Annotated in this window: 22 protein-coding genes; 14 read left to right on the plus strand and 8 right to left on the minus strand. The window is 69.4% G+C overall.

The window, feature by feature from the left end:
* Nucleotides 1-122: 122 nt before the first annotated feature.
* Nucleotides 123-800 carry an MgtC/SapB family protein gene (locus AB0N89_RS32540; RefSeq protein ID WP_364212592.1) on the minus strand — a complete coding sequence of 226 codons (678 nt, stop codon included), beginning with the start codon at nt 798-800 and terminating at the stop codon, nt 123-125.
* 107 nt (nt 801-907) lie between these two features.
* Here AB0N89_RS32540 and AB0N89_RS32545 point away from each other — a divergent pair, with 107 nt between their 5' ends.
* The 5 genes from AB0N89_RS32545 (at nt 908) to AB0N89_RS32565 (ending at nt 5,993) form a co-directional block, all read left to right on the plus strand.
* The gene (locus AB0N89_RS32545; RefSeq protein ID WP_364212595.1) at nt 908-1,666 is read left to right on the plus strand and encodes an ABC transporter ATP-binding protein; all 759 of its coding nucleotides are present in this window, start codon (nt 908-910) and stop codon (nt 1,664-1,666) included.
* Complete coding sequence (locus AB0N89_RS32550) at nt 1,666-4,200, plus strand: FtsX-like permease family protein (RefSeq protein ID WP_364212598.1); 2,535 nt, start codon at nt 1,666-1,668, stop codon at nt 4,198-4,200. Before AB0N89_RS32545 ends, AB0N89_RS32550 begins: the two co-directional genes overlap by 1 nt.
* A gap of 46 nt (nt 4,201-4,246) precedes the next feature.
* Entirely contained in the window at nt 4,247-4,810 is a 564-nt protein-coding gene (pyrE, locus tag AB0N89_RS32555; protein WP_093932493.1) for an orotate phosphoribosyltransferase, read from the plus strand.
* Nucleotides 4,811-4,929: 119 nt separating this feature from the next.
* Nucleotides 4,930-5,322: a DUF2784 domain-containing protein gene (locus AB0N89_RS32560; RefSeq protein ID WP_364212602.1), complete on the plus strand. Its 393-nt coding sequence runs from the start codon at nt 4,930-4,932 to the stop codon at nt 5,320-5,322.
* Between the two features lie 14 nt (nt 5,323-5,336).
* Nucleotides 5,337-5,993, plus strand: coding sequence for a TrmH family RNA methyltransferase (locus tag AB0N89_RS32565; protein WP_364212605.1), 657 nt, complete (start codon nt 5,337-5,339; stop codon nt 5,991-5,993).
* Nucleotides 5,994-5,997: 4 nt separating this feature from the next.
* Here the strand turns inward: AB0N89_RS32565 and AB0N89_RS32570 are convergent, their stop codons facing one another.
* Nucleotides 5,998-8,133, minus strand: a complete 2,136-nt coding sequence (locus AB0N89_RS32570; protein WP_364212608.1) for a molybdopterin-dependent oxidoreductase — start codon at nt 8,131-8,133, stop codon at nt 5,998-6,000.
* Nucleotides 8,134-8,207: 74 nt separating this feature from the next.
* On the opposite strand from AB0N89_RS32570, the gene AB0N89_RS32575 reads away from it, so the two are divergent.
* Nucleotides 8,208-9,227: a glycoside hydrolase family 76 protein gene (locus AB0N89_RS32575; RefSeq protein WP_364212611.1), complete on the plus strand. Its 1,020-nt coding sequence runs from the start codon at nt 8,208-8,210 to the stop codon at nt 9,225-9,227.
* A gap of 76 nt (nt 9,228-9,303) precedes the next feature.
* Here the strand turns inward: AB0N89_RS32575 and AB0N89_RS32580 are convergent, their stop codons facing one another.
* From AB0N89_RS32580 to AB0N89_RS32590, 3 genes are all read right to left on the minus strand, one after another.
* Nucleotides 9,304-9,837 (minus strand): GNAT family N-acetyltransferase, encoded by a 534-nt coding sequence (locus AB0N89_RS32580; protein WP_364212614.1) that lies wholly within the window; start codon nt 9,835-9,837, stop codon nt 9,304-9,306.
* Nucleotides 9,838-9,884: 47 nt separating this feature from the next.
* Nucleotides 9,885-10,754, minus strand: coding sequence for a substrate-binding domain-containing protein (locus tag AB0N89_RS32585; protein ID WP_364212617.1), 870 nt, complete (start codon nt 10,752-10,754; stop codon nt 9,885-9,887).
* Between the two features lie 88 nt (nt 10,755-10,842).
* A complete protein-coding gene (locus AB0N89_RS32590) occupies nt 10,843-11,877 on the minus strand; it encodes a LacI family DNA-binding transcriptional regulator (protein ID WP_364212620.1) in 1,035 nt (344 codons plus the stop codon).
* A 115-nt stretch (nt 11,878-11,992) separates the two neighbouring features.
* Between AB0N89_RS32590 and AB0N89_RS32595 the strand changes: the two genes are divergently transcribed.
* The 7 genes from AB0N89_RS32595 to AB0N89_RS32625 all read left to right on the plus strand — a co-directional run bounded on the left by AB0N89_RS32595 (nt 11,993) and on the right by AB0N89_RS32625 (nt 17,662).
* On the plus strand, nt 11,993-13,009 hold the full coding sequence (locus tag AB0N89_RS32595; protein ID WP_364212623.1) for a substrate-binding domain-containing protein: 1,017 nt from the start codon (nt 11,993-11,995) through the stop codon (nt 13,007-13,009).
* Nucleotides 13,006-13,995 carry an ABC transporter permease gene (locus AB0N89_RS32600; protein WP_364212626.1) on the plus strand — a complete coding sequence of 330 codons (990 nt, stop codon included), beginning with the start codon at nt 13,006-13,008 and terminating at the stop codon, nt 13,993-13,995. The genes AB0N89_RS32595 and AB0N89_RS32600 overlap by 4 nt, the downstream gene beginning before the upstream one ends.
* Complete coding sequence (locus tag AB0N89_RS32605; RefSeq protein ID WP_364212629.1) at nt 13,992-14,801, plus strand: ATP-binding cassette domain-containing protein; 810 nt, start codon at nt 13,992-13,994, stop codon at nt 14,799-14,801. Before AB0N89_RS32600 ends, AB0N89_RS32605 begins: the two co-directional genes overlap by 4 nt.
* Nucleotides 14,801-15,676, plus strand: a complete 876-nt coding sequence (locus tag AB0N89_RS32610; RefSeq protein WP_364212632.1) for a PfkB family carbohydrate kinase — start codon at nt 14,801-14,803, stop codon at nt 15,674-15,676. The genes AB0N89_RS32605 and AB0N89_RS32610 overlap by 1 nt, the downstream gene beginning before the upstream one ends.
* Nucleotides 15,673-16,320 (plus strand): nucleoside/nucleotide kinase family protein, encoded by a 648-nt coding sequence (locus AB0N89_RS32615; RefSeq protein ID WP_364212635.1) that lies wholly within the window; start codon nt 15,673-15,675, stop codon nt 16,318-16,320. Before AB0N89_RS32610 ends, AB0N89_RS32615 begins: the two co-directional genes overlap by 4 nt.
* Nucleotides 16,317-17,063, plus strand: a complete 747-nt coding sequence (locus AB0N89_RS32620; RefSeq protein ID WP_364212638.1) for an SDR family oxidoreductase — start codon at nt 16,317-16,319, stop codon at nt 17,061-17,063. Before AB0N89_RS32615 ends, AB0N89_RS32620 begins: the two co-directional genes overlap by 4 nt.
* A gap of 185 nt (nt 17,064-17,248) precedes the next feature.
* The gene (locus AB0N89_RS32625; protein WP_020632387.1) at nt 17,249-17,662 is read left to right on the plus strand and encodes a VOC family protein; all 414 of its coding nucleotides are present in this window, start codon (nt 17,249-17,251) and stop codon (nt 17,660-17,662) included.
* Here AB0N89_RS32625 and AB0N89_RS32630 read toward each other — a convergent pair.
* The 3 genes from AB0N89_RS32630 to AB0N89_RS32640 all read right to left on the minus strand — a co-directional run bounded on the left by AB0N89_RS32630 (nt 17,659) and on the right by AB0N89_RS32640 (nt 21,292).
* Nucleotides 17,659-18,330, minus strand: coding sequence for a DedA family protein (locus AB0N89_RS32630; RefSeq protein WP_364212642.1), 672 nt, complete (start codon nt 18,328-18,330; stop codon nt 17,659-17,661). The genes AB0N89_RS32625 and AB0N89_RS32630 overlap by 4 nt on opposite strands.
* Before the next feature lie 151 nt (nt 18,331-18,481).
* Nucleotides 18,482-20,770: an MFS transporter gene (locus AB0N89_RS32635; RefSeq protein ID WP_364212645.1), complete on the minus strand. Its 2,289-nt coding sequence runs from the start codon at nt 20,768-20,770 to the stop codon at nt 18,482-18,484.
* A gap of 3 nt (nt 20,771-20,773) precedes the next feature.
* A complete protein-coding gene (locus tag AB0N89_RS32640; RefSeq protein WP_026467141.1) occupies nt 20,774-21,292 on the minus strand; it encodes a MarR family transcriptional regulator in 519 nt (172 codons plus the stop codon).
* A gap of 234 nt (nt 21,293-21,526) precedes the next feature.
* Here AB0N89_RS32640 and AB0N89_RS32645 point away from each other — a divergent pair, with 234 nt between their 5' ends.
* Nucleotides 21,527-21,949 (plus strand): PPOX class F420-dependent oxidoreductase, encoded by a 423-nt coding sequence (locus AB0N89_RS32645; protein ID WP_364212649.1) that lies wholly within the window; start codon nt 21,527-21,529, stop codon nt 21,947-21,949.
* Nucleotides 21,950-22,019: the final 70 nt, after the last annotated feature.

The following is a 22,019-nucleotide window of genomic DNA, read 5'->3' on the forward strand; positions in this document are numbered from 1 at the left end:
TGTGTTTCCGTATCTGTTGTCAAAAAACTATTTTCGTATATTATACTGTACAACAAAGTGGCTTTCGCGACACCGAGTTCGGCGCGCGGGCGAGCGACAGGACACCCCGCGCCGCACCTGAGCTAGTCGTCGTCCGCGGTCTCGATCGACCGCACCCCGTCGGCCGCGGCGAGCACGGTGGGCGCGTGATCGTGATCAGGCCCGGTGAGGTCGAGCGTCACCGTCACCTCGCCGTCCCGGTCGTCGGTGATCCGCAGGGACGTGATCGACCACCGGCGCTTCGTGCACAGCTCCAGCAGGTCGCGCAGCACGCCCTTGCCGTCCACGTAGCTCACCCGAAGCCTGGTCGTGCCCGTGCCGCCCGGCAGATGCTTCGTCAGCCAGGTGAAACCGAGGACCACCACGAAGTGCATGACCGTCACCACGATCGCCAGCAGGAACAATCCGGCGCCCGCCGCCATGCCGATGGCCGCGGTCTCCCAGACCGCGGCGGCCGTGGTGAGCCCGCGGATCGCGCCCTGCCTGGTGATGATCAGCCCGGCGCCGAGGAACCCGACCCCGGAGACGATCTGCGCCGCGATCCGGGACGGGTCGAGGACCACCTGCCCGGCCGTGAGGATGTCGCCGAAACCGTACTTGCTGACCAAAAGGATCAGAGCGGACGCGGTGCCCACGATGGTCTGTGTCCGCAGTCCGGCGCTTTTGCCCCTTATCTGCCGTTCCAGGCCGATCGCCGCCGACAGCGCGAACGCCATCGTCAGCTCGCCGACCTGGAGCCAGCCCTGTCCGTCGGAAACCATCACTCCACGTTCTCATCCGATCCGGTGACGGGGTAGGGCCCGCCCTACCCCGGAGACGCACGCTCGCCCCAGGGTGCTTTCGACCTGGGATTCCTAGGGTTTTCCCCATGAACAGTGGGTGGAACGGTGACGCGGTGCGGCTCGACGGCGTCCGCAAGGAATACGGCAAGGGCGTCGTCGCTCTGGACGGGGTGACGCTGGCGTTTCCGCGCGGCGGCTTCACCGCGGTGATGGGCCCTTCGGGCTCGGGCAAGAGCACCTTCCTGCACTGCGCGGCCGGGCTGGACCGGCCGACGTCCGGTTCCGTCGTGCTCGACGGGCAGGAGCTGGCCGGGACGAGCGAGACGAAGCTGACCAAGCTGCGCCGCGACCGGGTCGGCTTCATCTTCCAGGCCTTCAACCTGCTCCCGGCACTGACCGTCGAACAGAACGTCACGCTCCCGCAGCAGCTCGCCGGCGCCAAGCCGGACCGCCGGGTCGTCGAGGAGATGCTGACCCGCGTCGGGCTGGCCGGCCGCCGCAAGCACCTGCCCGGCGAGCTCTCCGGCGGGCAGGCGCAGCGCGTTGCGATCGCGCGGGCGCTGGTCACCCGGCCCGCCGTGGTCTTCGCCGACGAGCCGACCGGCGCGCTCGACACCCGCACCGCCGCCGAGGTCCTCGCGTTGCTGCGCGATTCCGTCCGCGGCACCGGCCAGACGGTGATCATGGTGACCCACGACCCGATGGCCGCCTCCTACGCCGACCGCGTCATCTTCCTCGCCGACGGCCGGATCGCGGACGAACTCCACGCGCCGACCGCGGACGTCGTCGCCGAGCGCATGACCCACCTGGGTGCCTGGGGCAGCACCGCGCGGGTGGGTGCGTGATGCTGCGACTCGCCTTCCGGACCCTGCGCCTGCGCAAGGGCGGATTCATCGGCACCTTCATCGCCGTCTTCTTCGGCGCGCTGATCGTCGCCTCCTGCGGTGGCCTGATGGAGACCGGGATCCGCGGCAACGCGGAACCGCAGCGCCTCGCCGCCGCCCCGATCGTCGTCACCGGCGGCCAGACCTTCGCGATGCCCAAGGAAGACCCGGCCTCCCTCGACGGCGACGACAAACGCAAGTTCGAGGACGCCGTGCTTCCCGAGCGTGTCCGGCTCGACGACGGGCTCGTCTCCCGCCTGCGGTCCGTCCCCGGTGTCTCGGACGTCGTCGGCGAAGTGAGCTTCCCGCTCGTGGCAGGCGGTCAGCCCGCCTTGGGGCACGCCTGGGATTCCGCCGCGCTGACCCCGTACGCGCTGGTCGCGGGCACCCCGCCCGCCGCGGGCGAGGTCGTCGTCGAGTCCAAGCCGGGCCTGAAGCCCGGTGACCGCGTCGACGTCGCCGCGCGCGGCGAGATCGAGTCGTTCCGGGTCGCCGGCGTGGCCGGTGCGCCGCGTTCGATCACGCAGGGCGCCGTCTTCTTCTCCGCCACCGACGCCGCCCGGCTCTCCGGGCACCCCGGCAAGGCCGACGCCATCGGCGTCTTCACCAAGCCCGGCGCCGACGTCGAAGCGGTGCGGGCGAAGCTCGCCGAGGTCGCGACCGGGGCGAACGTCCTGACCGGTATCGACCGCGGTGTCGCGGAGTTCCCCGAGGCCGAGACGAGCGGGACCAACCTGATCGTCATCGCCGGCGTGGCGGGCGGGCTTTCGGTGATGGTCGCGATGTTCGTCGTCGCGAGCACGCTGAGCCTGTCCACCCAGCAGCGCTCCCGTGAACTCGCCCTGATGCGGGCGATCGGCACGACCCCGCGCCAGCTCCGCCGCATGGTGCTCGGCGAGGCGCTCGCCGTCGGCCTGCTCGCGACGGCGCTCGCCGCCGTGCTGGGCCCGTTCCTCGGCGAATGGCTCTTCGGGCAGCTCGTCGAAAACGGCGTCGCCCCGGCGGTTCTGCGGTTCTACCAGGGCTGGCTGCCCGCTGTGGTCGGCGCGGGTGCCGCGATGCTCGCGGTGTTCATCGCCGCCTTCGTGGCGGGCCGCCGGGCCGGGAAGATCCGGCCGACCGAGGCGCTCGCCGAGGCCGCGGTCACCCGCCGCTGGCTGACCCCGGCGCGGGTCGTTTTCGCCGCCCTCTGCTTCGGCGGCGGAACCGCGCTGGCCATCGTGACCGTCGCGGTGATGACCGGTCCGGTCGCGGCCAGCACCGCCGGACCCGCCGTGATCCTCTGGGCGATCGGCGTCGCGATGATCACCCCCGGTGTCGCCAAGGTGATGGCCTCGATCCTCCAGTGGCCGATGCGCCTGCTGGGCGGCATCGACGCGCGCCTCGCGGTGCTCAACACCCGTGCCGGGATCGTCCGGGCGGCGGGCGCGGTCACCCCGATCATGCTCGCCGTCGGGATCGCGACCGCCAACATCTACCTGCAGACCACCCAGCAGGAGCTGGCGAACCAGGCCTTCACCGAGGACATCCGCGCCGACGCGGTGATCGGTTCCGCGGCAGGCGGGCTGTCCCCGGAACTCGTCGGGCGGATCCAGGCCGTTCCCGGGGTCGCCGGAGCCTCCGAGTACGTCACCAGCAACGTGTTCCTCGAAGCGCCGTACGACTCCTCCGACGAAGGATGCCCGGCGATCGGCCTCACCGCGTCCGGCGCGGCCGCGACGATCGACACGAAGGTGACCCAGGGCGACCTGACGGCGCTGACCGGCAGGACTATCGCGCTCCCCGACGTCTACGCGAAGGACTTCGACCGCGGCGTCGGCGACACGGTGAGCCTGCGGCTCGGTGACGGCACCCCCGTCGACGTCAAGGTCGTCGCGGTGACCAGCCAGCGTCGCGGCTTCGAGAGCCTGCTGCTCCCGGCCGGCCTGCTGGCCCCGCACACCACCGCGGGACTCGCCCCGCAGATGCTGGTTCGCGCCGCGCGGGACGTCGATCCGGCGGCGCTCACCGAACGGCTCCGCGAGGCGACGGCCGGGCTGCCGGTGTCCGTCGGCGACCGGAACGCGCTCATCGCGGCGCACGACAAGGACCAGGCCGTCGGCGCGTGGGTCAACTACCTGCTGGTCGGGATGATCATCGCCTACACGGTGATTTCGGTCGCCAACACGCTCGTGATGGCGACCGTGCGGCGGCGCCGCGAGTTCGGCCTCCAGCGGCTCACCGGCTCGACCCGGGCTCAGGTGCTGCGGATGGCCGGTTTCGAAGGCGGGCTCGTCGCGCTGATCGGGATCGTGCTCGGCACCGTCGTCGCCGCGGGCTCGATCGTCCCGTTCTGCCTGGTGGCGGCCGGTTCCCTGCTGCCGATGGGCTCCCCGCTGATCTACCTGTCGATCATCGGGATCGCCGCCGCGCTCGCGCTGGTGGCGACCCTGGTCCCGGCCTGGACGGCGACCCGGGGGCAGGCCGTCGACGCGGCGACGTCCGGCGGTGACTAGAGCTACCGTCGGAGGACGCGGCGGGCCGTGTGTAAGACTCTCGGCCGTGGCGTACCCCGGGTTGGATCAAGCGGCGAAACTCGAACTGGCGAGACTGGTCGGCGAGCTCGCCGTCGTGCACGGCAAGGTGACGTTGTCTTCCGGCAAGGAAGCCGACTACTACATCGACCTCCGGCGGGCGACGCTGCATCACGCGGCCGCGCCGCTCATCGGGAAGCTGCTCCGCCAGCTCACCCACGACTGGGACTACGTCGCCGCGGGCGGCCTGACCCTCGGCGCGGACCCGGTGGCTCTCGCGATGCTGCACTCCGCGGCGACCGACGGCGTCGTGCTCGACGCGTTCGTCGTCCGCAAGGGCGCCAAGGCGCATGGCATGCAGCGCCGGATCGAAGGGGTCGAGGTGCTCGGGCAGCGGGTGCTGGCCGTCGAGGACACCTCGACCACCGGCGGCAGCGTGCTCACCGCCGTCGAGGCGCTGCGCGAGGCCGGAGCGAACGTGGTCGGTGTCGCGACCGTCGTCGACAGGGACACCGGAGCGCGCGAGGCCATCGAGAAGGAAGGCCTCGAATACCGTTACATTCTGAACAAGGACGACCTCGGTCTGTCCTGATTACCAAAGCCCGAAGGGGGCATCCTCCGTGTGCGAACGGAGGATGCCCCCTTTTTCGTGAGCGTTTCTCAATAAGGGAGGGGTAACGTCGCAGGTAGGGGTGTGAAAGGGGGCTTGAGGTGGCGGGTTTCCTGGCGAACGTGACAGTGGCGGTGCACATTTTCGCGCTGCTGTTCATCGGCTTCGGTGGTTTTCTCGCGTGGCGGTGGCCGAAGGTGATCTTCGTGCATGTGTTCTTCGCCGCATGGGGTGTGCTCGTCAACGTCTTCCCCTGGCCGTGCCCGCTGACGGCCGCCGAGAACTACTTCCGGAGCCTGCAGGGGCTCGGCGACCTGCCCGGCGGCTTCAACGCCTACTACCTCTACGACACGGTGTTCCCGCGCTCGTCGCTGCCGCTGATCGTCGTGATCGCGATGGCGACGGTGATCATCTCCTACGTCGGCGCGTACCAGCGCTGGCGCCACCGCCACCACGACGAGGACGCACCGGCGCACCGCGTCAGCCTGGGCTGAGTGACAATCACCCGGTGACTCAGTCGGAAGAAGCCGGACCCACCGAATGGGTGGCGCGGGAAGAGGTCGGCGTCGGTCCGTGGGAGGGCGAGTGGCCCGCGGACGAGCGCTACGACCCGGAACTCCTGGCCAACGGTGACCGCCGCAACGTCGTCGACCCGTACCGCTACTGGCGGCGCGAGGCCATCGTGTCCGATGTGGACGGCCGTCGGCACCCGTTCCACGTGGCGATCGAGAACTTCCAGCACGACCACAACATCGGCACCGTGGTCCGGACGGCGAACGCGTTCGCCGCGGCCGCCGTGCACATCGTCGGGCGGCGGCGCTGGAACCGGCGCGGCGCGATGGTGACCGACCGCTACCAGCACCTTCTCCACCACGAGGACGTCGAGGGGCTGCTGACCTTCGCCGCCACGGAAGGCCTCGCCGTGGTCGCCGTCGACAACACCCCCGGCTCGCAGCCCGTCGAGACCGCCGAGTTGCCGCGCGAGTGTGTCCTGCTGTTCGGCCAGGAAGGGCCCGGACTGTCGGCCGAAGCGCAGAAGACGGCGTCGCTCGTCGTCTCGATCGCGCAGTTCGGCACCACGCGCTCGATCAACGCCGGTGTCGCCGCCGGCATCGTCATGCACGCCTGGGTCCGGCAGCACGCCGACCTCGCCACGGCCTGGTGACCGGTCAGGCCGGGGCGACCTCCACCGGGATCCCGTTCAGCACGGCGTTCCCGGACGGGACGTCGAGCAGGGTCTCGTCGGCGACCAGGTTCGAGTTGACCCCGGCGTGCGCCGTGGCGACCTTCGTGCGCGTGCCGTCCAGGTCGTGCCCCCAGCCGTGCGGCATGCTCACCACGCCGGGCCGGACGTCGGCCGTGACCTCCACCGGGGCTTCCAGCTTCCCGGCCCGCGACGTCACCGCCGCGAGCCCGCCGTCGGTCAGCCCGAGCCGCGAGGCGTCGTCCGGGTGGACCTGGACGGTGCACCGGTTCCCGCCGCGCACCAGCGGCGTCAGGTTGTGCATCCATGAGTTGTTCGAGCTCAGATGCCGCCGCCCGATCAGCAGCAGACCGCCGTCGGGCGCCTTGCCGAGCTCCGCGCGCAGCCGCGGGACGTCCTTCGTGATCGCGTCCGGGGCCAGCTCGACCTTCCCGCTCGCGGTGCTGAGCGCCTCCGGGAGCCGCGGCTTCAGCGCGCCGAGGTCGATGCCGTGCGGGGCGGCTTCGAGGTCGGCCAGTTTCAGCCCGTACGGTCCGCCGCGCAGCATCAGGTCGATCATCCGCGCCGGTCCCGTGCGGCCTTCGGCGAGCGACAGGTCGACGCCGGTCCGCCGCGCCGTCTCGCCCGCGACCATCGTGTCGAAGGCGGCGACGTCGACGTCCGGGCCCTGGCCCGCCGCGATGCCCGCCATCCGGAGCAGGGTGACCCACTCCTGCGGCATGTCCGTGTCGAGCGTCGCCGGCGTCCAGTTCGCGACGTTCCGCACGGCGAGCGCGTACAACGCGACGTCGTAGTGCGGCCGTTCCAGCGGTGACGGTCCGGGCAGGATGACGTCGGCGTGCCGGGTGGTCTCGTTGAGGTACACGTCGAGCGAGACCATGAAGTCCAGCTGCCGCAACGCTTCCGTGAGCCGCGCGGAGTTGGGCGTGCTCAGCGCCGGGTTGCCGCTGATGGTCACCAGCGCCCGCACCTGCCCCTCGCCGGGCGTCTCGATCTCGTCCGCGAGCGTGGCCACCGGGAGTTCGCCGAGCACCTCGGGGTACCCGCGCACCCGGCTCGTCCAGCGTCCGCTGGTGAACGGCGAAGACCGCCGCGGCCGCCAGAGCGCGGGCAGCGGGAACATCACGCCGCCTTCGCGGTCGAGGTTGCCGGTGAGCGCGTTGAGGACGTCGACCAGCCAGCTCGCGATGGTCCCGTACGACTGCGTCGTGGTCCCCATCCGGCCGTAGACCGCGGCCCGTTCGGCGTCCGCGAGGTCGAGCGCGATGCGGCGGATCTCGGCGGCGTCGATCCCGGTCGCGGGCGCGACCGCCTCCGGAGTGAACGGTTCCGCGAGCGCGCGGACCTCGTCGACGCCGGTGACGTGCTCGCCCGGAGTGACGCGGTTCTCCGCGAACAGCACGTTGACCAGCGCGAACAGGAACAACGCGTCGGTGCCGGGCCGGATCGCGTGATGCTCGTCGGCGAGCTGCGCGGTCCGGGTGCGGCGCGGATCGAGGACGACGATCTTGCCGCCGCGTTTCCGGATCCCGCGCAGCCTGCCGCGGGTGTCGGCCGCCGTCATCAGGCTTCCGTTGGACACCAGCGGGTTCGCGCCCAGGATGAGCAGGTGCTCGGTGCGGTCGAGGTCGGCGACGGGGATGGTCTGCGGGTCGCCGAAGAGGTAGCCGGAGGAGAAGTGCTTCGGCATCTGGTCGACCGTGGTCGCGGTGTAGAAGTTCTTGGTGCCCAACGCTTTGAAGAACACGCGGCCGTAGAGCACCAGCGCCGCGTTGTGCACCGTCGGATTGCCGGAGTAGACGGCGACGGCGTCCTTGCCGTGCTCGTCGATGATCGGCCGGAGGCGCCTGTCGATCTCGGCGAAGGCCTCGTCCCAGGTGACCTCGACGAACTCGCCGTCGCGTTTGACCAGCGGCGCGGTGAGCCTGTCCGGGTCGTGGTGCAGCGCGCCGAGCGACGCGCCCTTCGGGCAGATGTAACCCTGCGAGAAGACGTCCTCGCGGTCGCCCTGAACCCGGGTGACCAGGCTCTTCTCGTCGATCGTCACCTCCAGGCCGCAGGTGGCTTCGCAGAGCGGGCAGGTCACGTGCGCCGTGGTCATGAAGCACCTCGCGAGGTCGGGGATCGGTCTCAACATACTGAGCGGTATGTCAGCGGGCAAGGGATGATGACGCGATGACCGCACTCGCCGACCGGGCCGCCGCAGCCGAACGCGCGGTCCGCGACCGGCATCTGCGCAGGGTGTGGGGCCTGCCCGGGACCGTCCTCGGCCGCAGTGGCTGGCCGCCCTCGGTGAGCCAGCGCGTCCACTGGCACTGGAACTACTGGTGGCAGGCGCATCTGCTGGACACCCTCGTCGACGCGCAGCTGCGGGAACCCTCACCGGAACGACTGAAGCTGATCGACCGGTTCGTGGCGTCTCTGCGACTGCGCAACTTCGGCAAGTGGATCAACGACTACTACGACGACATCGCCTGGCTCGGCCTCGCGCTGCAACGCGTGGGGCATCTCGGGCTGGACGTCCGCGGCGGGCTGGAGGCGATCAGTTCACGGCTGCGCGAGGGCTGGACCGACGACGCGGGCGGCGGGATCTGGTGGCGGGTCGGCGACGACTTCAAGAACGCGCCCGCGAACGGCCCGGCGGCGATCTTCCACGCCCGTGAAGGGGCCGCGGAGCATGCCGCGGGCCTGACTCAGTGGATGACCGAGCGGCTCGTCGATCCGGGGTCCGGGCTGGTGTGGGACGGCCTGCGTGTCGGGTCCGGCGAACTGGTGAAGCATATTTTCACGTATTGCCAAGGTGTCTACCTCGGCGCCTGCCTCGAACTGTCCGAAATGGACAGAGTGGAGCGCGCGATCCACGCGGTCGCGGAGCACGTCGCGCCGAACGGGGTGATCCGGGGGCAGGGCGACGGCGATGGTGGCCTGTTCGCCGGGATCCTGGCGCGGTACCTGGCGCTCGCGGCGCCGTCGCTGCCGAGCGGGGTGGCGCGCGACCTGGTCCTGCATTCGGCCGAGGCGTGCTGGAACGGTGCCACCGAGACGCCGCACGGACCGCTGTTCAGCGCCGACTGGGCGACTCCCGCACCTTCGCCGCCCCTCGCCCCGGACGCCGCCGAACGCGACCTGTCCGTGCAGGTCAGCGCTTGGATGCTCCTCGAAGCCGCCGCCACCCTGGAGCACCGGATGTCATGAAAGGGTCGTTCAAGACGAAAAACGTCCTGAACGACCCTTTCATGACATCCACGGAGCAGAGGACCAAACGCGGAGGTCACCAGACGTCGCCCGAGCGCCAGTCGCAGGTGATCTCCCCGTCCAGGTCCAGCGTGACCCCCACCGGCAGCACGTGGATCGACCCGTCGTCCTCCTTCGTCGCCTTCACGCCCGAAGGCGTCATGACCGACGAAGTACCGCGCCACAGCAGCCAGCCGCGCGACGCGTAGAAGTCCAGAGCGTCTTCGGACGCCGAGAGCGCCCCGAGGTCGTACGCCTTCCTCAGGACCCGCTCCAGCGCGTCCATCATCGCGGCGCCGTGACCGCGCCGCCGGTGATCCGACCGGACGGCGACCGCCTCGACATAACCCGTCCGGAGGGCCTTCCCGTCGTGCGCGAGCCGCCGCTGGACCAGTGACGCGTGCCCGATCAGCTCGCCGCTCTCCCAGACGAGCGTGTGCATGCCGCCGAGCGCGTTCTCCCAGTCGTGGTCGCTGAAATCGCCGTCGAAAGCGTCGTCCAGCAGAGCGCGTGCCGCGGTCAGCACGCCTGCTTCGAGGTCGGCGGTGTGCACGGTCCACAGGTCGGTCATTCCGCCATCATCACCCGGCGGCGGGCTTCTCACCAGCGAGTTGTGACTCAGCAGCCGCACGACTGACGGTGTATGAAGCGCGGTGCGAGCCGTACGGATTCGGGTCGTCGCTCAGGGTCGGTGATCCGGGCCAGCAGGAGTTCGACGGCCTTCCGCCCGATCTCCTCGATCGGCTGCGCCATCGTGGTCACCGCCGGGGTCACCTGCCCCGCCCACTCCATGTCGCCGTAGCCGACGATCGCGAGGTCGCGCCCGATCCGGATGCCGAGCCGGTGCGCCTCGTACTGGACGCCGATCATCATCGCCTCGCTCGCCACCACGAGCGCGGTCGGCGACGGCCAGCTGTCGAGCAGTTTCGCGGTCGCGGCGGCGGCCCCGCCCGGCGTCGACTGACCGCACGCGACCAGCTGCGACGTCCACCGGAGGCCGGAGCGGCCGAGGCCGAGCCGATAGCCCAGCGCCCGCTCCTCGTGGGTGGCCATGTCCTCTTCGCCCGAGATGAAGCCGATCTTGCGGTGCCGCAGCCCGGCGAGGTGCCGCACGAGCGCGCACACGGCCTGGATGTTCTCGGAGCCGACCTGGTCGACGTCGTTGCGCCCGGCCATCCGGTCGACGAGCACGGTCGGCACGCCCATCCGGACCAGTCCGTTGATCACCGCTTCGTCGCCGGCCGCCGGGACCAGCAGGACGCCGTCGACACGGTCGGCCCGCAGCGCGCGGATGACCGCGGCTTCCTCGGAGACGCTGTCGCCGGTGTCGGCGAGGGTGATTTCGCAGCCGTGACGACGCGCGGCGCGGCGGATGGCGCGGACGAGTTCACCCGAATACGGGTTCGCGTGCATCGCCATGGCCACCCCGAACCGGTGGGTGACAGGGGTGTCCTCCCACAGGGGTAACGCCGGGGACAATGCGGTCATCGCTCCACGCCTTCATCCGAGCCTGAACGACGGTAACGGCTGATGGAGCATCACCCGGCGGCGAGGCCGGAAAGTCTCCCAACAATCATCAATGTGAGTGAACGAGCGCGCATCCGCAGGACGCGCGATGGCGGAGCGTAGGCGGAATCCGCATCGTCTGGGCCTTGCGGGCGGGATCGTTGATCCGGGCCAGCAGCAGACGTACCGCCTGTGTGCCGATCTCCTCGATCGGCTGAGCCATCGTGGTCAGCGGCGGATCGACCAGATCGGCCCACTCGACGTCGTCGTAGACCACCACCGGCAGGTCGATCCCGGCGCGCAGGCCGCGCCTCCGCAACTCGTGCAGGACGCCGACCATCATCGTGTCGTTGGCGACCACCAGCGCCGTCGGCGGCGACGGCAGCGCGAGCAGCGTGCTCAGCGCCAGCGCCCCTCCCGCCTGCGAAGACTGTCCGCACGCGACCAGGTCCTCCGACCAGGTCAGCCCCGAACGGCCGAGGCCGAGCCGGTAGCCGAGGATCCGCTCCTCGCTGGTGCTCAGCCCGGCCGTGCCGCTGATCATGCCGATCCGCTGGTGCCCGAGCGACGCGAGATGCGCGGTCAGCGCGGACGTCGACTGGATGTTCTCCGCGCCCACCTGGTCGACGTCGGTGCGCGTGGACAGCCTGTCGATGAGCACGGTCGGGACGTCGAGCGAGACGAGTTCCCCGATCACCGAACCGTCGCCCGGCGACGGTGTGATCAGCAGCCCGTCGACCCGCCGCGAACGCAGCGTCCGCACGGTTTCACGCTCGGTGTCCACGGTGTTGTGGGTGTCCGCCAGCAAGACCGTGTACCCGGCCGACGCGGCTTCGCGCTCGATAGCCTGGATCAGCACGGCGAAGTACGGGTTCGCGATCAGCGAGATCGCGACGCCGATCGACCGCGTCCCGCCGGTGACCAGCGAGCGGGCGATGGCGTCGCCGGTGTAGCCGGTCTGCTCGATCGCGCGGAGGACCGCGAGCTTGGTCTCCTCGGCCACCGCCCTCGTCCCGTTGACCACATGGGACACGGTGGTGATCGAGACTCCCGCCAGCTCGGCGATGTCGCGTTGGGTGGGGCGGGACGAGCGAGACGGCGGCATCAACGTTCCTCGGTGAATGTCAGCTGGCAAGCGTTTGCGCAAACGCTTGCGAGTGAGCATAACCCTGTCTACCTTCCGGTCCATCACGGACAGCCTCGATCGGAGGGCATCCCCCATGAGACAGCGCAGTCTCTTAGTGCTCGCCATGGCCGCCGCACTCGCGGTGACCTCGGCCGGGTGCACCGTCGAACGCCACTGGGGTGGCGGATCGAACGCGGGCGGCAGCGGCAAAGCCAAGGTCGGCCTGGTCACCAAGACCGACACCAATCCCTACTTCGTGGAGCTGAGAGCGGCCGCCAAGGCCGCCGCCGAGGCGAACGGCGCCGATTTCAGCGCGCTCGCCGGCCAGTTCGACGGCGACAACGACGGCCAGGTCCGGGCCATCGAGAACCTCATGCAGCAGGGCGCGAACACCATCCTGATCACGCCGAGCTCCTCGACCGGCGTCCTCGACGCCATCGACCGCGCTCGCAAGTCCGGGGTGCTGGTCATCGCGCTCGACACGGCGACCGAACCAGACACCGCCGTCGACGCCACCTTCGCCACGGACAACTTCGAGGCCGGACGTCAGCAGGGCGCGTACGTCAAGGCCGCCCTCGCGGGCAAGCCGCCGAAGCTGTTCATGGTGGACGGCACCGCCGGATCCACAGTGGACACCCAGCGGCACACCGGATTCCTCAAGGGCATCGGCCTGACCGACGCGTCGCCGGAGATCAAGGGCAAGACGCCCGCGAACGGCGACCAGAGCCTGGCTCAGCAGGGCGTGGAGAACCTGTTGCAGCGCACCACCGACATCAACGCCGTCTACACGATGAACGAGCCGATGGGCCGCGGCACGTACGCCGCGCTCCAGGCCCGCGGCCTGGTGAACCAGCTCGTGATGGGCTCGATCGACGGCGGCTGCGAAGGCGTCAAGAACGTGCGCGACGGCCAGTACGCCGCCACGGTCATGCAGTTCCCGAAGAAGATGGCCGAGCAGGGCGTCCTCGCCGCCATCGAGTACGCCAAGACCGGGAAGAAGCCGAGCGGGTTCGTGAACACCGGATCAGCGGTGATCACGGACAAGCCGATCCCCGGCGTGGAGAGCCAGGACACCAAGTGGGGCCTCGAGAACTGCTGGGGGACGAAATGAGTACCGCCACCCTCAAAGGCAACGAACGGCCGACGATCGGTGAGTTCTTCCTCCGCGCGCCCGCGGTCGGGCCCGCGCTGGCCCTGCTCGTCGCGATCGTGGTGTTCTCCGCCTCGACGGACACCTTCCTCGATCTCGACAACCTTTCCCTTGTGGTGCAACAGTCTTTGGTGATCGGCACGCTCGCCCTCGGGCAGACGCTGATCATCCTGACCGCGGGCATCGACCTGGCCAACGCGGCCGCGATGGTCCTCGCGACGCTGATCATGGCGAAGCTCGTGGCAGGCGGCGTCTCCGGGATCTGGGCGCTGCTGCTGGGAATCGTGGCGACGGTGGCGATCGGGCTGGTCACCGGTTCGCTGGTCACCCGGATCAAACTGCCGCCGTTCATCGTCACGCTCGGCCTGCTGACGGTGCTCACCGCGGCCGCGAAACTGTTCGCGAGCGGCCAGGCCGTCCCGGTCGCCGACGCGCTGCTCAAGTGGCTCGGCACCCGCCGGTACCTGTTCGGCGGCATCCCGATCACCTACGGCATGACGCTGGCTTTGCTGATGTACCTGGGACTTTGGTACGCGCTCACGCGGACGCCGTGGGGCAAGCACGTCTACGCGGTCGGCAACGCGCCGGAATCCGCGCGGCTGTCCGGGATCAAGGTCAACCGCACGATCCTTTCGGTGTACCTCGTCGCCGGTGTGATCGTCGGGATCGCCGCCTGGCAGGCGCTCGGACGCGTGCCGAACGCCGACCCGAACGCCTTCCAGCTCGGCAACCTCGATTCCATCACCGCGGTGGTGCTCGGCGGCGCGAGCCTGTTCGGCGGCCGGGGTTCGGTACTCGGCACGATGATGGGCGCGCTGGTCGTCGCGGTCCTGCGGTCCGGGTTGACGCAGCTCGGGGTGGACGCGCTCTACCAGGACGTCGCCACCGGCGCCCTGCTCATCGGCGCCGTCTGCGTCGACCGGTTCGCGAGGAGGCAGCAGTCATGACGACGCCCACGTTGTCCGCTCAGGGGCTGGTCAAACGCTACGGCCGGGTCACCGCCATCGACGGCGCCGACTTCGAGCTGTTCCCCGGTGAGGTGCTCGCCGTCGTCGGCGACAACGGTGCCGGGAAGTCGAGCCTCATCAAAGCCCTTTCGGGAGCGGTGATCCCGGACGCCGGTGAGATCAAAGTGGACGGTCAGCCCGTGCACTTCAAGTCCCCGTTGGACGCTCGCCACTACGGGATCGAGACGGTGTACCAGGATCTCGCCGTCGCGCCCGCGCTCGACATCGCGTCGAACATGTTCCTGGGCCGGGAAAAGCGGCGAAAAGACCTCTTCGGTCAGCTGTTCAGGAAACTGGACACCGCGACCATGAGGGCCGAAGCGCAGCGGATCCTGGACGAACTCGGCATCAACATCAAATCCATCACGCAGCCGGTGGAGACGCTGTCCGGCGGGCAGCGCCAGGGTGTCGCGGTCGCGCGGGCGGCCGCGTTCGGCACCAAGGCGGTGATCATGGACGAGCCCACCGCCGCGCTCGGCGTCGCCGAATCGGGCAAGGTGCTCGACCTGATCAACCGGATCCGCGAACGTGGCCTGCCGGTGGTGCTGATCAGCCACAACATGCCGCACGTGTTCGACATCGCCGACCGCATCCACGTCCACCGGCTCGGAAAGCGAGTCGCGGTCGTCTCGCCGAAGACGCACACTATGAACCAGGTCGTCGGCCTGCTCACGGGTGCGCTGAAGATCGGTGAGAACGGCGAAGTCGAAGAAGTCGCCTCAGCCGTCCACACTGGACTGAGCTGATGCGAGTGCTGCTGGCGGGCCTGTGCACCGTCGACCAGATTCAGCGCGTCGCCGAGATCCCGGCGCCGGGCGAGAAGGTGCGTTCGCTGTCGATGGACGTCGCCGCCGGGGGGCCGGCGACGAACGCGGCGGTGACCGTGGCCTCGCTCGGCGCCGGGGCGACGTTGCTGACGGTCGCCGGTGCGCATCCGCTGGCGGCACTCGCCCGCACCGACCTCGACGCGCACGGCGTCGACCTGGTGGACCTCGATCCCGAGCGGCCCGATCCGCCCGCGATCAGCGCCATCACCGTCCGTGATTCCGACGGCGAGCGCACCGTCGTCTCGCGCAACGCCCACGCTGCCTCGCGTTTCGTCCTCTCGATGCGGTCCTTGCACGCGCGACTACCGCGTTCAGAGGACGAAATGCCCGGGTGTGCGCTCCTGGACGGGCACCATCCGGAGGTCGCCCTGGCCGTCGCGCGCTGGGCGCGGGAGCGCGGGGTGCCGGTGGTGCTCGACGCCGGGAGCTGGAAGCCGGTCTTCCCCGAACTCCTGCCGCTGGTCGACGTCGCGGCGTGCTCCTCGCTGTACCGCGGGGACGACCCGCGCGAGCACGGTGTGCCGGTGGTCATCACGACCGCGGGCCCCGATCCGGTGCGCTGGTCGACGGCGGACGGATCCGGTGTAGTTCCCGTTCCCGTCACCCAGGCGCGTGACACGCTGGGCGCGGGCGACGTCTGGCACGGAGCTTTCGCGTACGCGGTCGCACGGGGTACCGGGGATGTCCCGAGCCGGATCGCGTTCGCCAACGAGGTGGCCGCCGAACGAGTGCGGCATGAAGGACCGAGGTCGTGGACGGCCGCGGTCGCGAAGATGGGAGAAGGACAGTCATGACCGCCATGCCTCCGGTGTTCGAGGACCTGTTGAGCAGGGCCCAGGCCCTGGCGAAGCCGGGACAGCGCAGCGTGCTCGGGATCGTCGGCGCCCCCGCGTCCGGCAAGACCACGCTGGCCTGGGGCCTCGCGAAGGCGCTGGGCACGCGGGCGGCCGTGGTCGGGATGGACGGCTTCCACCTGGCGCAGGTGGAGCTGCAGCGGCTCGGCCGGGTGGAGCGCAAGGGCGCGCCCGACACCTTCGACGCGGCCGGGTACGTGCACTTGCTGCGCAGGCTCGCCGAAGGCCGCGAGACGGTCTACGCGCCTGAATTCCGCAGGGAGATCGAGGAGCCGATCGCCGGCGCCGTCGCGGTCACGCCGGACGTCCCGCTGGTCATCACCGAGGGTAACTACCTGCTCATGCAGGACGACCCGTGGAGTGGTGTGAAGCCGATCCTCGCCGAGTCGTGGTTCCTCGCGCCGGACGAACCCGAGCGCATCGAGCGGCTCGTTTCGCGGCACCGCCGCTACGGCCGTTCGCTGGTCGAGGCGCGTCGCCGCGCCCTCGGCTCCGACCAGCGCAACGCCGATCTGATCGCGTCCACCAGCGACCGGGCCGACTTGGTTCTCGAGAACCTGCCGCTGGTTAACTTCGCCATATGAGTGGGGTTCTCGTCGTCACCGGCGGCAGCAAGGGCATCGGCGCGGCGGTCTGCGAACTGGCCGCCGCGCGCGGCTACGACATCGTCGTCAACTACGCGGGCGACGCCGAAGCGGCCGAAGACGTCGCTGCGCGCGTTCGCAAGCACGGCGTCCAGGCGATCACCCAGCGTGGTGACGTCGCGGCCGAGGACGACGTGGTGGCGCTGTTCGACGCCGCCGTCGCCCTCGGTCCGCTGGCCGGGGTGGTCGCGAACGCGGCCATCACCGGCAACACCCCCGGCCGCTTCGACGAGTACGAGGTCGACGTCGTCCGCCGGGTGGTCGACGTCAACGTCACGGGCGTCTTCCTGTGCGTCCGCGAGGGCATCCGCCGGATGTCCACCCGGTACGGCGGCGAGGGCGGCGCGATCGTGACGCTGTCCTCCACCGCGGCCCGCACCGGCTCGCCCGGGGAATGGGTCCACTACGCGGGGACCAAAGCGGCCGTCGAGACGATGACCTACGGCGTGGCGCAAGAAGTCGCGCGAGAATCCGTCCGGGTCAACGCGGTCGCGCCGGGGATGATCCACACCGGACTGCACGCGGCGGCCGGGATGCCCGATCGCATGGACCGGATCACGCCGACCATCCCGATGGGACGGGCGGGCGAGCCCGCCGAAGTCGCGGAAGCCGTGCTGTGGCTTCTTTCCCCGGCCGCGTCGTACACCACCGGGACGGTGCTGACCGTCGGCGGAGGGCGTTGACGCCTGGGACTACGAGGCGGTCACAAGGGGATATCGGGTCCGCGTGCGGTTCAGCCACTTTTTAACACTCTTTCCCGGCGGTTATCACGATTCATGTGGGAAGTCGGAGGATCACCTCGTGGCCCCAGGCGCCTGTGTCACCCTGGTGGCGCCCCCAAGCTTCTTGATCAGGACGGTCATCCCCGATGTCCAAGCTCATGTCTGTGCACCACCTGGCACTCACCGTGACCGATGTGGACCGGAGCGTGCCCTGGTACGCCCGCGTCCTCGAACTCGAGGAGTTCACTCGTCGCGAAGACCCGGAAACGGGCCTGCGGAAGGTCGTGCTGAGGTCGCCGAGCGAGGGCTTCGCGGTGGTGCTCGTCGAGCACCAGGACACCGAGCGGCCGCGGTTCGACGAACGGCGTACAGGTCTGGACCATGTCGCGTTCAAGGTCTCGTCGCGGTCGGAACTGGCGGAGTGGGAGGCGCGGCTCTCGGAGTACGGCGTCGTCTACTCGCCGTCGAAGGGCTCGCGGACGCTGGAAGGCTCGTCGGTCATCGTGTTCCGTGACCCGGACGGGATCCAGCTGGAGATCTGGGCGGACCCCGAGGCTTAGGTGGTCGCGCGGTCTTCGACGTCGTCCGCGGGGCGCCGCATCTCCTGGCGGTAGCGGAGCACGCCGTAGGCCGTGCCCACCACGAAGAACGCGACGCTGATCCACAGGGCCGCCGTCTTGACCCACGGTAGCTGGTCGAGCAGGCCGGCGCCGTAGTAGCCGAGCAGCACCAGCGTCGGCACCCAGAGCAGCCCGCCGAGCGCGGTCGCGAGCGCGAACCGGCGCGGATCCATCCGCGCGGCCCCCGCGATGAGTGGCGCCAGCGTGCGGATCCACGGGATCCAGCGCGCGGCGACGATGGCGAAGAAACCCCTGCGATCGAGGAAGCTCCTGGCGCGGTCGAGGTTGTGCTTGTTCAGTACCTTGCCGCCGCGTCGCGCGATCAGCTTCGTGCCGGTGCCCCGGCCGATGTAGTAGCCCACCTGGTTGCCGAGGATCGCGACGAGCAGCGCGGCGGCCGACAGCAGCCACGCGTTCAGGTCGGAGCCGTGCTGCGCGAGGACGACCCCGGCCGCGAACAGCAGGGAGTCGCCGGGCAGGAACAGCCCGATGATCAGCGCGCACTCCACGAAGATGAAGCTGAGCACGATCACCCAGACGAGCACGGGTCCGGCGGTGTCGAGCCAGCCCACGCCGATGCTCGCGGCCTCGGTGTACACCTCACTCACGACGCGAGCCTACGTGTACCCGGCGAACCCCACTTCACCGAACGGTGGAATCGGAGTGTCTTCACGGTCCCTGTCACGCGTCCCCCACACGCCATGAACGGTCCGTTCCTTGCCAAATTTGCAAGGAACGGACCGTTCATGACACTTGTGCCTAGTGCTCGACGAGCTCGTCGAGCGCCTGGTCGTAGCTCAGCCGGACGTCGTGCTCGGCCTGGTCGCCGCCCAGCAGCTCCACCCGGCTGGTGGCGGGCGGGTAGCCGCTGGCGATCACCGTGTACGTCCCGGCGGGCAGGTCACTGACCGTGTAGTTGCCCTCCGCGTCGGTCCTCGCCACGGCGGCGACGCCGCCCGAGGAGTCGAGCACGGTGATTCGCGCGTCCGGGACCACCCGGTCGCCTTCGGTGCGGGCGACCCCGCTCAGCAGGATCGTGCTGACCAGTTCGACGTCGTGGCGCAGCACCCCGGAACCGGTGGCGGTCAGCGTCGCCGCGACCGGCCGGAACCAGCGGCCGCTGGCGACGATCGTGTACCGGCCGCCCACGATGCCGGCGAAGGAGTACACGCCCTGCTCGTTCGTGTGCGTCCTGGCCACCTGGTTGCCGTTGTGGTCGATCAGGGTCAGCGCCGCCCCCGAGACGTTGGTCGCGTCGTCCCGGCGGACGTGCCCGCTGATCTGCGCGGATCCCGCCCGGAAGACCCCGTTGCCGTTGCCGTTCCCGTTGGCCAGCGCGTGCTTGCCGGGCTCGACGGGAGCGACGGGTGCGGTCACGACCGTCTTCTCGGAAGCGGTCTCGACCGGCGCGGCCTCTTCTTCCTCTTCGAGAAGCGCTTCGCCGCCTTCGAGAGCCGAAGCCGCCGAAGGAGCCGAACCGCCGAGCAGCGGGATCTCCTTCATGAACATCAGCACCAGCGTCGCCAGCAGCGCGACGCCACCCGCCACATAGAACACCGTGGTGATCGACTCGGTGAAGCCGATCAGCACCGGGGTCTTGATCTCCGGCGGAAGGCTCGCGATACCGCTCGTGTTCGTCTGCAGGTCACCCAGCGCGGCCGCGCCCGGCCCGGTCGGCGCGTTGCCGCCGAACGCCTTGGTGATGTTGCCCGGCAGGACGTTGAACAGGATCGTCAGGAACACCGCGACACCCGCGGTACCACCGATCTGGCGGAAGAACGTCGCCGACGCGGTCGAGACGCCCATGTCGCTGCGCGGGCCCGCGTTCTGCACCGCGATGATCAGCGTCTGCATGCAGGCACCGAGGCCGAGACCGATGATCGCGGCCGCGACCAGCGGGTGCCACAGCGCGCTGTTGTACTCGACCTGCGCGAAGAAGAACGCGCCCGCCGCGATCAGCAGCGTGCCGACCACCGGGAACACCTTGTAGCGACCGGTCTTGCTGGTGATCTGGCCCGAGATGATCGAACCGCTCATGATGCCCGCCATCAGCGGGATCATCAGCAGACCCGACTCGGTCGGCGAGAACTCCTGGACCACCTGCATGTACTGCGGGATCATCATGATCGCGCCGAACATCGCGACACCGACGATGATGCCGCCGACGATCGCGACCGTGAAGGTCGAGTTCTTGAACAGCCGCAGCGGGATCAGCGCCGCGTCCTTCATCAGCTTCTCGATGAAGATGAAGGCCACCACGCCGATGGCGCCGATGACGTAGCAGATGATCGCGTTCTGCGAGTCCCAGCCCCACTTGTTGCCCTGCTCGGCGACGATCAGGAACGGCACCACGGCGACGACGAGCGCGAGCCCGCCCCACCAGTCGATCTTGTGGTCGTGGCGCTGGTGCGGCACGTTGAGCACGCGGGCGACGACGAACAGCGCGACGATCGCGATCGGCACGTTGATCAGGAACACCCAGCGCCAGCCGGCGATGTCGTAGCCGAAGACGCTGCCGAGCTTGTCGAAGTCGGCGAAGAACCCGCCGAGCACCGGGCCCAGCACGGTGGAGATACCGAACACGGCGAGGAAGTAGCCCTGGTAGCGGGCGCGTTCCCGCGGCGGCACGATGTCGCCCATGATCGTCATCGCCAGCGACATCAGACCACCGGCGCCGAGGCCCTGGATCGCGCGGAACGCGGCCAGCTCGTACATCGACGTCGCGAAGGCCGAGGCGACCGAACCGACGAGGAAGATCGAGATCGCGGTGATGTAGAACGGCTTGCGCCCGTAGATGTCGGACAGCTTGCCGTAGATCGGGGTGACGATCGTCGACGTGATCAGGTAGGCCGTGGTGATCCAGGCCTGCAGGTCGAACCCGTTGAGGTCGTTCGCGATGCGGACGATCGAGGTACCCACGATCGTCTGGTCGAGCGCCGCCAGGAACATGCCCGACATCAGGCCGATCAGGATCGTGACGATCTGACGGTGACTGAGCCGGGGCCCGTCTTCATGGGCGACTGGCGGACTTTCTACTGCGGAACTCATTGTTCAGGCCCCCTTGGCCTTCGACGCCGATGCGGGATCGGCGAACTGTGGAGATGTTTTCTCGATGTCGTTGTTCAGCCGTCGGAACAGCGAGTTGAGGGTTTCCCGGTCGGAGTCGGACCAATCACCGAGTACCTCGGCGAGCCACTGGTTCCGCTGCTTGCGGTTCTCCTCGAAGACCCGGAGTCCTTCGGCGGTCGGTGCGAGCAGGCAGGCCCGGCCGTCTTCGGGGTCGGCCAGGCGTTCGACCAGCCCGTGCTGGACGAGAGAGCTCGACTGCCTGCTGATCGTCGAGATCTCGGAGTGCAGGAACTCGGCGAGCTTGCTGGTCCGCTGGGGCCCGACGTGGATGAGGCAGAAGAGGATCGCGTACGCGGCCCGCTCGATGCCGTCCGGTCCCTGCTTGGACACCTGGGACTTGGCCCGGTTGACCAGGCGCACGAGCCGCACGAGCTCGTGCCCGAGGGTGTCGGCCAGATCGAGGTCGGCCTTCGACCTGGTGCCGGGTGTCGTGGGTGTCATGATGGTCTCTCTCGCCGGTTGCTTGGTCACTGCAACTAGTTGCCTTGAGCAAGGATGTTCCTCTTGGAGGAGCTTCGCAAGGAGAAAGTGACCGGGTGTGTCTGAGGACACTTTAGTTGCCGCATGCAAGCACATTTATTCGTGCATGTTTGTCCGGTTCGCCCGTCTTGGGGCGCTGAGCAGGGCTTTTGAGTGTCCAGGAACAAGGCAGACGGCTCGCGCTTTGAAGGAGTCATGACCGACTCCGCGCTCTACGCGATCCTCGCCGACCGCAACTTCGGCACCCTCGCCACCGTCAAGCGTGACGGCAGGCCCCAGCTTTCGACCGTCAACTATCTCTATGACGAGGACGCCGGCGCGCTCCTGATCTCGATCACCGCGCCGCGGGCGAAGACCAAGAACCTCCGGCGCGACCCGCGGGCGACGTTCCACGTGTCGACCGAGAGCGGTGACGGCTACGTCGTCGTCGAAGGTCCGGCCGTGCTCACGCCGACCGCCGCTTCGCGTGACGACGCGACCGTCGACGCGCTGGTGGACCACTACCGGCGGGCGCGGGGCGAGCATCCGGACTGGGACGAGTTCCGGGACGCCATGGTCGCCGACCAGCGCGTCCTGCTGACCATCCCGATCGAGCGGGTCTACGGCCTGCAGATGTAGTCCGCCGTCGCAGAAGTGTCATGAAAGGGTCGTTCAGGACAAAAAATGTCTTGAACGACCCTTTCATGAC

The sequence above is a fragment of the Amycolatopsis sp. NPDC089917 genome (assembly GCF_040684635.1).
GTDB lineage: Bacteria > Actinomycetota > Actinomycetes > Mycobacteriales > Pseudonocardiaceae > Amycolatopsis.

What these genes read in the sequence shown, in the direction of transcription:
- AB0N89_RS32540 (WP_364212592.1), bottom strand. Translation starts at nt 800, where the DNA reads ATGGTTTCCGACGGACAGGGCTGGCTCCAGGTCGGCGAGCTGACGATG.
- AB0N89_RS32545 (WP_364212595.1), top strand. Translation starts at nt 908, where the DNA reads ATGAACAGTGGGTGGAACGGTGACGCGGTGCGGCTCGACGGCGTCCGC.
- AB0N89_RS32550 (WP_364212598.1), top strand. Translation starts at nt 1,666, where the DNA reads ATGCTGCGACTCGCCTTCCGGACCCTGCGCCTGCGCAAGGGCGGATTC.
- AB0N89_RS32570 (WP_364212608.1), bottom strand. Translation starts at nt 8,133, where the DNA reads ATGACCACGGCGCACGTGACCTGCCCGCTCTGCGAAGCCACCTGCGGC.
- AB0N89_RS32575 (WP_364212611.1), top strand. Translation starts at nt 8,208, where the DNA reads ATGACCGCACTCGCCGACCGGGCCGCCGCAGCCGAACGCGCGGTCCGC.
- AB0N89_RS32580 (WP_364212614.1), bottom strand. Translation starts at nt 9,837, where the DNA reads ATGACCGACCTGTGGACCGTGCACACCGCCGACCTCGAAGCAGGCGTG.
- AB0N89_RS32585 (WP_364212617.1), bottom strand. Translation starts at nt 10,754, where the DNA reads ATGACCGCATTGTCCCCGGCGTTACCCCTGTGGGAGGACACCCCTGTC.
- AB0N89_RS32590 (WP_364212620.1), bottom strand. Translation starts at nt 11,877, where the DNA reads ATGCCGCCGTCTCGCTCGTCCCGCCCCACCCAACGCGACATCGCCGAG.
- AB0N89_RS32595 (WP_364212623.1), top strand. Translation starts at nt 11,993, where the DNA reads ATGAGACAGCGCAGTCTCTTAGTGCTCGCCATGGCCGCCGCACTCGCG.
- AB0N89_RS32600 (WP_364212626.1), top strand. Translation starts at nt 13,006, where the DNA reads ATGAGTACCGCCACCCTCAAAGGCAACGAACGGCCGACGATCGGTGAG.
- AB0N89_RS32605 (WP_364212629.1), top strand. Translation starts at nt 13,992, where the DNA reads ATGACGACGCCCACGTTGTCCGCTCAGGGGCTGGTCAAACGCTACGGC.
- AB0N89_RS32610 (WP_364212632.1), top strand. Translation starts at nt 14,801, where the DNA reads ATGCGAGTGCTGCTGGCGGGCCTGTGCACCGTCGACCAGATTCAGCGC.
- AB0N89_RS32615 (WP_364212635.1), top strand. Translation starts at nt 15,673, where the DNA reads ATGACCGCCATGCCTCCGGTGTTCGAGGACCTGTTGAGCAGGGCCCAG.
- AB0N89_RS32620 (WP_364212638.1), top strand. Translation starts at nt 16,317, where the DNA reads ATGAGTGGGGTTCTCGTCGTCACCGGCGGCAGCAAGGGCATCGGCGCG.
- AB0N89_RS32625 (WP_020632387.1), top strand. Translation starts at nt 17,249, where the DNA reads ATGTCCAAGCTCATGTCTGTGCACCACCTGGCACTCACCGTGACCGAT.
- AB0N89_RS32635 (WP_364212645.1), bottom strand. Translation starts at nt 20,770, where the DNA reads ATGAGTTCCGCAGTAGAAAGTCCGCCAGTCGCCCATGAAGACGGGCCC.
- AB0N89_RS32640 (WP_026467141.1), bottom strand. Translation starts at nt 21,292, where the DNA reads ATGACACCCACGACACCCGGCACCAGGTCGAAGGCCGACCTCGATCTG.
- AB0N89_RS32645 (WP_364212649.1), top strand. Translation starts at nt 21,527, where the DNA reads ATGACCGACTCCGCGCTCTACGCGATCCTCGCCGACCGCAACTTCGGC.